The organism is Methylobacterium sp. P3_A11 (assembly GCF_056403155.1).
Window position 1 is genome coordinate 17,922 of the sequence record NZ_JBFUGA010000084.1, and the last position, 9,226, is coordinate 27,147.

Annotated in this window: 8 protein-coding genes and 1 pseudogene; 2 read left to right on the forward strand and 7 right to left on the reverse strand. The window is 71.9% G+C overall.

Annotated features, from left to right (window positions below):
- Positions 1-146 precede the first annotated feature (146 nt).
- A pseudogene (locus AC1DXK_RS22470) lies at positions 147-601 on the forward strand (acyl-CoA thioesterase).
- On the opposite strand, the gene AC1DXK_RS22475 reads toward AC1DXK_RS22470, so the two are convergent.
- The 3 genes from AC1DXK_RS22475 to AC1DXK_RS22485 all read right to left on the reverse strand — a co-directional run bounded on the left by AC1DXK_RS22475 (position 543) and on the right by AC1DXK_RS22485 (position 3,911).
- Entirely contained in the window at positions 543-1,868 is a 1,326-nt protein-coding gene (locus AC1DXK_RS22475) for an O-antigen ligase family protein (RefSeq protein WP_457106074.1), read from the reverse strand. The pseudogene AC1DXK_RS22470 and the gene AC1DXK_RS22475 overlap by 59 nt on opposite strands.
- A gap of 127 nt (positions 1,869-1,995) precedes the next feature.
- Positions 1,996-2,898, reverse strand: coding sequence for an alpha/beta hydrolase (locus AC1DXK_RS22480; protein WP_457106075.1), 903 nt, complete (start codon positions 2,896-2,898; stop codon positions 1,996-1,998).
- Positions 2,899-2,981: 83 nt separating this feature from the next.
- On the reverse strand, positions 2,982-3,911 hold the full coding sequence (locus AC1DXK_RS22485) for a transglycosylase SLT domain-containing protein (protein ID WP_457106076.1): 930 nt from the start codon (positions 3,909-3,911) through the stop codon (positions 2,982-2,984).
- A gap of 224 nt (positions 3,912-4,135) precedes the next feature.
- Here AC1DXK_RS22485 and AC1DXK_RS22490 point away from each other — a divergent pair, with 224 nt between their 5' ends.
- Entirely contained in the window at positions 4,136-4,735 is a 600-nt protein-coding gene (locus AC1DXK_RS22490) for a cysteine hydrolase family protein (protein WP_457106077.1), read from the forward strand.
- A 29-nt stretch (positions 4,736-4,764) separates the two neighbouring features.
- On the opposite strand, the gene AC1DXK_RS22495 is transcribed toward AC1DXK_RS22490, so the two are convergent.
- From AC1DXK_RS22495 to AC1DXK_RS22510, 4 genes are read right to left on the reverse strand one after another with little or no spacing between them, the layout of a single operon-like run.
- Positions 4,765-6,063 (reverse strand): leucine-rich repeat-containing protein kinase family protein, encoded by a 1,299-nt coding sequence (locus AC1DXK_RS22495; RefSeq protein WP_457106078.1) that lies wholly within the window; start codon positions 6,061-6,063, stop codon positions 4,765-4,767.
- Between the two features lie 3 nt (positions 6,064-6,066).
- Positions 6,067-6,258, reverse strand: a complete 192-nt coding sequence (locus AC1DXK_RS22500) for a DUF1192 domain-containing protein (protein ID WP_457106079.1) — start codon at positions 6,256-6,258, stop codon at positions 6,067-6,069.
- A 12-nt stretch (positions 6,259-6,270) separates the two neighbouring features.
- A complete protein-coding gene (locus AC1DXK_RS22505) occupies positions 6,271-7,491 on the reverse strand; it encodes a phosphopentomutase (RefSeq protein ID WP_457106080.1) in 1,221 nt (406 codons plus the stop codon).
- A 2-nt stretch (positions 7,492-7,493) separates the two neighbouring features.
- On the reverse strand, positions 7,494-9,131 hold the full coding sequence (locus tag AC1DXK_RS22510) for an ABC transporter ATP-binding protein (RefSeq protein WP_457106081.1): 1,638 nt from the start codon (positions 9,129-9,131) through the stop codon (positions 7,494-7,496).
- Positions 9,132-9,226 lie beyond the last annotated feature (95 nt).

Below are 9,226 nucleotides of genomic sequence, written 5' to 3' on the forward strand. Positions count from 1 at the left end.
GGAAGCCGCACAGCCCTCACCCTGTCCCTCTGCCGCACGGGCCTCGGGCCTGCCCGAGGCCCGCACTGAGGAGCCCAAGTCGGGCAGGCCCGACTTGGGTGGAGAGGGGACCCGCGCCCGGCCCTGAAGCCGCATTGCCAAGGCAGATGGATACATCCGCCGGCTGGTTCGGCGAGGGACGGTTACTGCGGATACCGGCGAGGAAGGCGGCCCGGCCGACGGATTACGAGCCGCCGGTGATCCGCACGATCGCCATACCCACCGATACAAACCCGGCGGGCGCGGGGGGCGGTGCGCCACCATCCCGGTCGACGCGATCACGTTCCGCCACCCGGCCTTCGTCGGCGACGAGGTCAGCCTCTACGTGTGGCTCCTGACGGTCGGACGCTCGTCCCTGCGCATCCAGGTCGAGGTCCGGCGGCGCGAGCGGGCGAGCGAGGCCACCATGAAGGTCACCGAGGGGACCTTCACCTTCGTGGCGATCGGCGACGACCGGCGCCCGCACCAGGTGCCATCAGACGGGGTCGGGCTCCGATCCGCCCTCACGGTCTGGCGATGGCGTAGCGGGTGCGCAGGCGCAGGCCGAACACCGCCATCATGAACATGCAGCAGGTGGCGTTGTTGCCGTTGTACAACACCGTCTCGAAGGACGCCGAGACGAGGCCGAGGAACCACAGCCGCAGGAAGAGCAGGGTCTCCGCGTCGAGGCGCGTACCGCCGGCGACGCGCTGCAGGTCGCGCACCGGAGCGAGCACGAAGGCCACCACGGTCAGCGCGAGGAACGGCAGGCCGCCGATCAGCGCGGTGTCGAGATAGGCATTATGCGCGTGGTCGACGGTGTTGACCCAGGTCAGCTCCTCCGAGCCGCCATACATGGTGCGCTCGGTCATCCAGAACGCGCCGATCCCCCAGCCGCGCCAGGGCCGGATCAGGATATTGTCGATGGCGAACTGCCAGATCTCGCTGCGCCCCGTGAAGGTGGCGTCGGTGAGGAGCGCCCCGACCGCGTCCTGAATGGCCGGTGCGAGCACCGAGCCGATCGAGATCAGCGAGAAGCCGATCACCGGGCCGAGGAGCAGCAGGCGCCGCATCAGGCCGCCGGTCAGCACTTGGCACAGGCCGGTGACGACGAGGATCACCGGCAGGAGCAGGATCGCGGTCTTCGAACCGCTCGCGACCAGGAACCCGGCCGCGAGGAGCACGATCGCCCAGCCGAGGAGGCGGCTCGCCGCCGACGCCACGTAGAGGCCGACGATCACCAGGATCACCATGGCCGCGCCGGCCTCGTTCTTCTGTGGGAAGATTCCGCGCCAGAGGCCGGGGTGGCTCGGATCGGAGTTCACGTCGAAGGCCGAGTGGATCGCGAGGTTCGGCACGAAGGCGACCGCGAGGTAGGACGCGAGCACGATCACCAGGGCGGATCCGGCCATGGTCAGGGCCAGCTGCCGCGGCGAGCGGGCCACGATCAGCACGCCCGCCGAGAGCATCGCCGCGATGGCGAAGAGCGCCAGCCGGCGCAGCGCGAGGCTCGGCTCGATGGAGAGCAGTGCCGTCGCGCTGAGCCAGAGGGCGCACAGCACGAGCGGGCGCGTCGCCAGAGGGCGCAGGTGGCGGACGCCGATCCGGTAGATCGCCGCGGCCATGGCGGCACCGGCGGCGAGAAACAGAACCTGCGTCAGCAGGCTGCCGTCTTCTGAGGCCGCAAGCATCGACCGATCCGACAGATCCTTCAGCCAGACGTGGTTCCAGAGGAGGACGAAGACGGACCCGTTCAGGAGGACGCGCAGCGCGTCCGGCAGGTCGCGGCTCGCGACACCGTGCCGCCGGCCGTCGGCCGGGATACCGATCGCCGCATCCGCAGAAGCCATGTCGTCCCACCGCGAGGGCCGCGCTCTGCGGCCGAGGCCATTCTAGCGTCCCGCGGGTCCGGGGCGATGGGAAATCAGGCGTTGCACCCAACGATCGCGCGATAACCTTGATGCGGGCCGGGCTCGTTCAGCGCCGCATCGTGTACTGGGAGCGCCCCGCGGATTGCCGCATCAGGAAGGATGCCATCTCGGCGAGTTCCGGCGCCTTCGAGCGGAAGGTGACGGAGAGCGCCAGGAGCGTGTCCTTGTGGTCGAGCCCGGGATAGATCCGCTCCTGGACGGGGACGTGCTCGGCGCGGAGCTTGGCGGCGAGGCTGACCGTGTGCCGCGGCTTCACCACCGTGTCGGCGTCGCCCGTGGCCAGGAAGGCGGGCGGGGAGAGCGGACCCGCGAAGGCGACCGGCTGCGTGGACTCCGGATCGGGAGCCTTTCCGAACACCTTGACGGTGGTGTCCTGATCGAACGGCAGGAAGTCGTAGGGACCGGACAGGCCCGCGACCGCCTTGATGACCTTGGGATCGACGCCGGCGGCGGTCACGTAGCGCGGGTCGAGGCCGAGCATCACGGCGTTGTAGGCCCCCGCCGAGTGGCCCGCGAGCACGATGCGGCGCGGGTCACCCCCGTAGGCCGCGATGTTGTCGCGCACCCAGGCGATGGCCGCCGCGCCATCCTCGAGGAAGCCCGGGAACGGCGCCTCCGGGTAGAGCCGATAGTCGGGCAGCACCGTGACGAAGCCCTGCGCGGCGAGCGCGTGCCCGACGAAGGCGTAGTCATCCTTGGACCCGCTCTGCCAGGAGCCGCCGTAGAAAAACACCAGGACCGGCGCGTTCTCCGCCGCAGCGGTCGGAACGTAGATGTCGAGGCGCCGCCGCGACCCCTCGCCGAACGGCTGGTCCTTCGCGGCGAGACGCCCCCCCGGGTCGCGCGGGCCGATCGCGTCGAACAGGGCGAGCGGCGAGGCAGCGGTGAAGCCGAATGCGGCGAGCCCCAGGCAGAGGAGGCTGGCGAACGCGGTGAGGAGTCGTGTCATATCCCATCCGGTTGTCCCGACCGTGCCATTCCGCACCGCCCTCGGGGCGGATTGATGACGGTCCCGCGGCGGAGCCCGGAAAATCAGGTCCGCAGCACGATGCAGGCGCCACCGACCTTGCGGATGCGGATGCAGAGGTCGTCGGCCGCCTGCCGGCTCTGCGCCGGGATGCGGATCCGGTAGAAGGCGCGGGTCCCACGGTTGCGCAGGCGCGTGCCGATGATCATCGGCCGCACCTCGCCGATCACGCCCGCATAGGCGCTCCGCGCGCGATTGAAGCTCTGGAGCGCCAGGGCCTTGGAAAAATTGCCGGCAAGCTGGATGCCCCAGGGGGCGGCCGGCCCCTCGTTGAGGCCGAGCGCGAAGCGGTCGCCGCGGGACGGAATGCGCAAGGCTGCGGTCACCTGCAGGCAGGTCTGCGGCGCGGCCGGCTTCGCGTCCGTCGCGTCCTTGGGCTTGGATTCGGGCTTGGCGGGCGGACCGCCCTCCGGATACTCGATCGCCTTGGCCGGGCCGGTTCGCCAGTCCTCCGCCGGCAGGCCCGTGATGGCGGCGACGTAGGTGCGGGTCTCGGCGGGCAGGCCACCGTCGCCGGCGAGCCACTTGCTCACCCGCGCAGCGCCGCCGTTATACGCCGCCGCGGCCAGCCCGAGATTACCGAATTGCGCCTTAAGGTCGGACAGCAGATGAGCCGCGTGCGGGATCGCCTGCTCGGGATCGAACGGGTCGAGGAGACCGCGTTCCCGGGCCGTCCCGGGCATGAACTGCGCGACGCCCTGCGCCCCGGCCGGACTGACGACGCCCACGCGAAAACTGCTTTCGCGCCAGATCAGGCGCGTCAGGAACGGTATCGGCAGGCCGCGCGCCTTGGCGGATTCGTCGATGAGCCGGCAGAGTGCCTGCTCGACGGTCTCGGTCGCCCCTTCGGACGGGGCGGCCGAAGCCGGAGGCGCGCAGGCGAGGGCGAGGAGCAGCGCGCCGAGGCGCAGGGGCTGGACTGTCACGCCGCGCATGTAGCGACCTGCGGGTGCGGATCAATCCGTGCGGTCAACCTTCCTGGCCGAGCTTCCCGCCCGCCACGGGCCTCGGGCGCCTGTGCCGGTCGGGGAGAAGTCGCGCACGGCGTTCGCTCCGGACCGGATGGCGCACCTTCGCGCTCTGGCGCTCCGGGGCCGGCCCGTCGTAGCGTTGGGGTACAGAGGGACGCCATGGCGGCGGTGCCCGAGGAGAGTTCCGGATGTCCGATCCCGCAACCCTGCGCGGCCTCTCCGGCCTGAGCCCCGCGCCGGCCCGGCTCAAGGGTTCGGCGCTCGTGATGATCGACCTGCAGCAGACCTATCGCGAGGGCGTGATGCGCCTCGATGGCGTCGAGCCGGCGCTGCGCGAGGCGGCCGAGCTGCTGGCGCGGGCGCGCAAAGCGGGCATCCCGGTGTTTCATGTCCGCCACAATGCCGGAGAAGGGACGCCCTACGACGTGACGGCGCCGATCGGCCAGATCAGTCCGGAGGTGGCGCCGCAAGGCGACGAGCCGGTGATCACCAAGGCCTATCCGAGTTCCTTCGTAGGCACGGATCTGGAGGCACGGCTCAAGGGAGCGGGTGTGACGGATATCGTCCTGGCGGGCTTCATGACGCATATGTGCGTCAACTCGACCGCGCGGGGCGCCTTCAACATCGGGTTCCGCCCCACGGTCGTGGCGGCTGCCACGGCGACGCGGGATCTTCCCGGACCGGACGGCGGGGTGGTACCGGCGGCCCAGCTTCAGGCCGCCAGTCTCGCCGCGCTCGGCGACCTCTTCGCCGTGGTGGCGCGCAACCAAGCCGACATCCCGGACTGAGGATCCCGGACCGCTCGCCCCCGTGGGGCTCAAGCCTCGAGCCGGGCGATCTCGGCGATCACCGCCTCCAGCCCTGGCCGCCGATCGGGATCGGGCTGCGTGCACGCCTGCTCCAAGGCGCGCAACTCGGGCGGCGGTGCCGCGCAGCGATCGAGCAGCTCGCCGAGCAGGATGCCGAAGGCCCGGACCTCGATCCGCACGAGCGCCGCGCCGAGCGCCCCGTCCGGCAGGGTCGAGGCGGCCCCGAAATCGCTGAGCACGGCGGCGCCGGTCCCGGCATCCCACAGGGTGTTGTGGGCGTAGACGTCGCCATGGAGCAGGCCGCGACCATGCAGGTGCGCCACCGCCTCGCCGACGGCGCGCGCGATCCGGAGGACGACGTCACCGTCGAGGCGCAGGTCCGGATCGTAGACGTCGCGGCTGCAGCTCGCGAGGCTCGGCGGGCCGGCGAGCGCGCGCCAGTGCGACGGCAGAAGCCGGAGCAGCAGGCCCTGGCTGCCGTCCGGATGGCCATCGAGCCGGCCCAGCGCGCCTGTGAGCGCCGTATGCGTCCCGGCGGCGAGGCAGGCCGCCATCTCCCGTTCGGGCAGGCCGTCGCTGGTCATCGCGCCCTTGAACAGCTTCAGGGCGACGTCCTGCGCGCCGGCGGGATTGCGCCAGGCCGCGTGGAAGATCCGGCCCGATGCGCCCTCACCGAGCAGGTGGCCGATGTCCAGATCCGGCCACGGGACGCGCGGCGCATCCGCGGGCTCGGTGATCGGCTCGGCGGGATTGCCCGCATAGGCGACCCAGGCGAGGCGCGGGAGCGTCCCGAGCCAAGGCGGCAGAGCGTCGAGCCGATTGCAGGAGAGCCGGATCAACTCGAGATTCGCCGCGCCCGCAAGGCTGTCCGGCAGCGCCTGGATCCGGTTCCCCGCCAGCATCAGCTTCTGCAGGAGCGGCCGCTCGCCCAGGGCGGCCGGCAGCGCCTCGATCCGGTTGTCGGTCAGCGTCAGCCAGCGCAGCCCGCGCGGCAGCGACTCCGCCGGAACCTCCCGGATGCCGCAGCCGCGGAAGCCCAGCTGGCTCAGCGCGGGGCATGCGCCGAGCGCAGGCGGCAGGCGCGGGAACGGGTTTCCGGAGCAGAACAGCACCCGCAGGCGGTGCAGACGGCCGAAATCGTCCGGCAGGTCGGTGAGGCTGCCCCGGCCGAGATCCAGCACCTCCAGCGTGTCGGCAAGATCGAAGACCTCGCGTGGAAATTCCGTCAGCCCGTCGGGCAGCCGCACCTCCCGCGCGCCGCCGAGATCACCACGCCGCAGGGCGGCGAGGGCTTCGCTCCGGTCCAAGCCTCAGCCCCGCTTGAAGAAGGCGTCGGCCGCGCCCTGTGCCGCCTGCTTGGCAGCCCGCGCCGCCTCCAGCCGGGCGATCTCGGCGCGCAGGAGCGCGACGCGGGCGTCGAGATCCGCGAGGGAGAGCGTGTCGAGGGGCTGCCCGATCTCGTGGGCGACGGCCTTGCGCGGCCGGTCGTCGTCGTCCCGCACGTCATGTCCTCCCTATAGGAACGCGGTTCCGGGTCCGTCCCAGGCCAAGCCGAGATGGGCCGCCACCGTGGCGCCGATATCCGCCATGGTATCCCGTCGACCGATCGACCGGGCATCCACCCCGGGGCCGAACGCCAGGACCGGCACCTGCTCGCGGGTGTGGTCGGTCCCGGCCCAGGTCGGATCGTTGCCGTGATCGGCCGTGACGACGGCGAGGTCGCCCGGCGCCAGAGCCGTCAGGATCTCGGGGATCCGGGCGTCGAAGGCTTCGAGCTCCGCGGCATAGCCGGGCACGTCGCGACGGTGGCCGTACTCCGTGTCGAAATCCACGAGGTTGACGAAGATCAGGCCACCCTCCGGCAGGGTCGCCAGCGCGTCGAGCCCGGCCGTCAGGCAGGCCGCGTTGGCGCCCGGCTTGATCTCGCGGCCGGTCGCCCGATGGGCGAAGATGTCGCCGATCTTGCCGACACTGACCACCGTGCGGCCGGCCGCCTCCGCCCGGTCCAGCAGGGTCCGCCCAGGCGGCGCGACCGCGAAGTCCCGGCGGTTGCCGGTCCGGCGGAAGCCGGCTTCCGCAACGCCGACGAAGGGCCGAGCGATCACCCGGCAGACCCGGTAGGGATCGCACAGGCGACGGGCCACGCGGCATAGGTCGTAGAGCCGCTCCAGCCCGAACGCCTCCTCGTGGGCGGCGATCTGGAACACGCTGTCGGCCGACGTGTAGCAGATCGGTTTTCCCGTCCGGACGTGCTCGGCTCCGAGTGCCTCGATGATCGCGACGCCCGGTGCGTGACAATCCCCCAGGATGCCCGGGAGGCCGCCCTCGGCGATCAGCGCCCGGGTGAGGTCCGGCGGGAAGGCCGGCCGGGTGTCGGGGAAGTGCCCCCAGGGCTCGGTCAGCGGCAGGCCCGCGATCTCCCAGTGCCCGGAGGGCGTGTCCTTGCCGGCGGCGATCTCTACCGCATGACCGTAGACCCCGGTGGGCGCCCCGGAGGGCGCGAGGTTCGGCGGGATCCGTCCCGAGGCCCCGGCGGCCGCGAGCCCGAGTCCGAGGGCGGCGAGGTGCGGCAGGCGCAGGGCCCCCGACCGCAAGCCGGCGCGGTCGCCGCGGCCGTCCGCGCACCCGTCCGCGATATGCCCGAGCGTGTCGGAGCCGGAATCGCCGTACCGGTCCGCGTCCGGGGCGCCGCCGATGCCGACGGAATCGAGGACGATCAGGAGCGCGCGCGCCACGGTCAGGCGGGCTCCAGCTCGGCCGGCGCGTCGCTCTCGAGGGCGAAGGCGGCCTTGAACAGGGCGCGGGTATAGGCGGTCTGCGGGTTCGCGAAGATCGTCTCGGCGGCCCCCTCTTCGACCACGTGGCCGTTCTGCATCACGATCACGTAGTTGGCGAGCGCCCGCACCACCTTCAGGTCGTGGCTGATGAACAGGTAGGCGAGGCCGCGCTCGCGCTGGAGGTCACGGAGCAGGGTCACGATCTGCGCCTGGACGGAGCGGTCGAGGGCCGAGGTGGGCTCGTCGAGGACGACGAAGCGGGGATTGAGCACCATGGCGCGGGCGATGGCGATGCGCTGCCGCTGGCCGCCCGAGAATTCGTGCGGGTAGCGGTCCATCGCGGCCGGGTCGAGGCCGACATCGGTCAGCGCCTTGGCGACCACGGCGCGGCGCTCGGACCGGGCGCGCACCGCGCCCTGGACCACCAGCCCCTCGGCGACGATATCGGCCACCGACATGCGCGGCGAGAGAGAGCCGTACGGGTCCTGGAAGACGACCTGCATGTCCTTCCGCAAGGGGCGCATCTGCGCCACGCCGTAGCCGTCGATCGCCTTGCCGAGGAAGACGATCGGACCCTCCGAGCCGGTGAGCCGCAGCAAGGCGAGGCCGAGCGTGGTCTTGCCCGAGCCCGACTCACCGACGATGCCGACCGTCTCGCCGGCCCGGACGCGCAGGGAGACGCCGTCGACGGCCCTGACATGGCCGGTGACACGCCGGAGCAGGCCCGACTTGAGCGGGAACCAGACCTTCAGGGGGCCGGCCTCCAGGAGCGGCGCGGCGTCGGCCGGGACGGGGTTGGCCCGGCCCTTCGGCTCGGAGGCGATCAGGCGGCGCGTGTATTCGTGCTGCGGATTCGCGAAGACCGCCCGGGTCTCGCCCGTCTCCACGATCTTGCCCTTCAGCATCACGCAGACCCGGTCGGCGATCCGCTCGACGATGCCGAGATCGTGGGTGATGAACAGCATCGCCATGCCGAGGCGCTTTTGCAGATCGGCCAGCAGCGCCAGGATCTGCGCCTGGACCGTGACGTCCAACGCCGTGGTCGGCTCGTCGGCCACCAGCAGGTCCGGCTCGCAGGCGAGCGCCATGGCGATCATCACCCGCTGGCGCTGGCCGCCGGAAAGTTCGTGCGGGTAGGCGCCCATGCGGCGCTCCGCGTCGCGCAGGCCCACGAGGTCCAGGAGTTCCAGGATCCGCCGGCGGGCCGCCTTGCCGGTGAGGCCGCGGTGCAGCCCGAGCACCTCGCCGATCTGCCGCTCGATCGTGTGGAGCGGGTTCAGCGAGGTCATCGGCTCCTGGAACACCATGGTGATGTCGGCGCCGCGGACGTCCCGCATCGCCCGCTCGGGCAGCTGCGCGAGGTCGCGCCCCTTGAACAGGATCCGGCCATCCTGACGGGCCGCCCCGTCGAGGAGGCGCAGGATCGCCAGCGCCGTCACCGACTTGCCGGATCCCGATTCGCCCACAAGGGCGACGGTCTCGCCCCGGCGAATGGAAAAGCCGATGCCGTCGACCGCGACGGTCTCGCCCTCGCGCGCGCGGAACGCCACGGAGAGGTCCTCGACGGCGAGGAGGGGCTGTAGGTCGGCCTCTGACATGAGCCCCTTATAGCGCGCCCGGCCCCGGACCCTAGCCCGCGTCCGGACTGCGCCGCGCGGTCCCGGGCCGCCAGGGCGCCCGGGACAGGCCGGGC

Coding starts and splice junctions, on each gene's coding strand:
- AC1DXK_RS22480 (WP_457106075.1), bottom strand. CDS start 2,898: ATGACACGACTCCTCACCGCGTTCGCCAGCCTCCTCTGCCTGGGGCTC.
- AC1DXK_RS22510 (WP_457106081.1), bottom strand. CDS start 9,131: ATGTCAGAGGCCGACCTACAGCCCCTCCTCGCCGTCGAGGACCTCTCC.
- AC1DXK_RS22475 (WP_457106074.1), bottom strand. CDS start 1,868: ATGGCTTCTGCGGATGCGGCGATCGGTATCCCGGCCGACGGCCGGCGG.
- AC1DXK_RS22485 (WP_457106076.1), bottom strand. CDS start 3,911: ATGCGCGGCGTGACAGTCCAGCCCCTGCGCCTCGGCGCGCTGCTCCTC.
- AC1DXK_RS22490 (WP_457106077.1), top strand. CDS start 4,136: ATGTCCGATCCCGCAACCCTGCGCGGCCTCTCCGGCCTGAGCCCCGCG.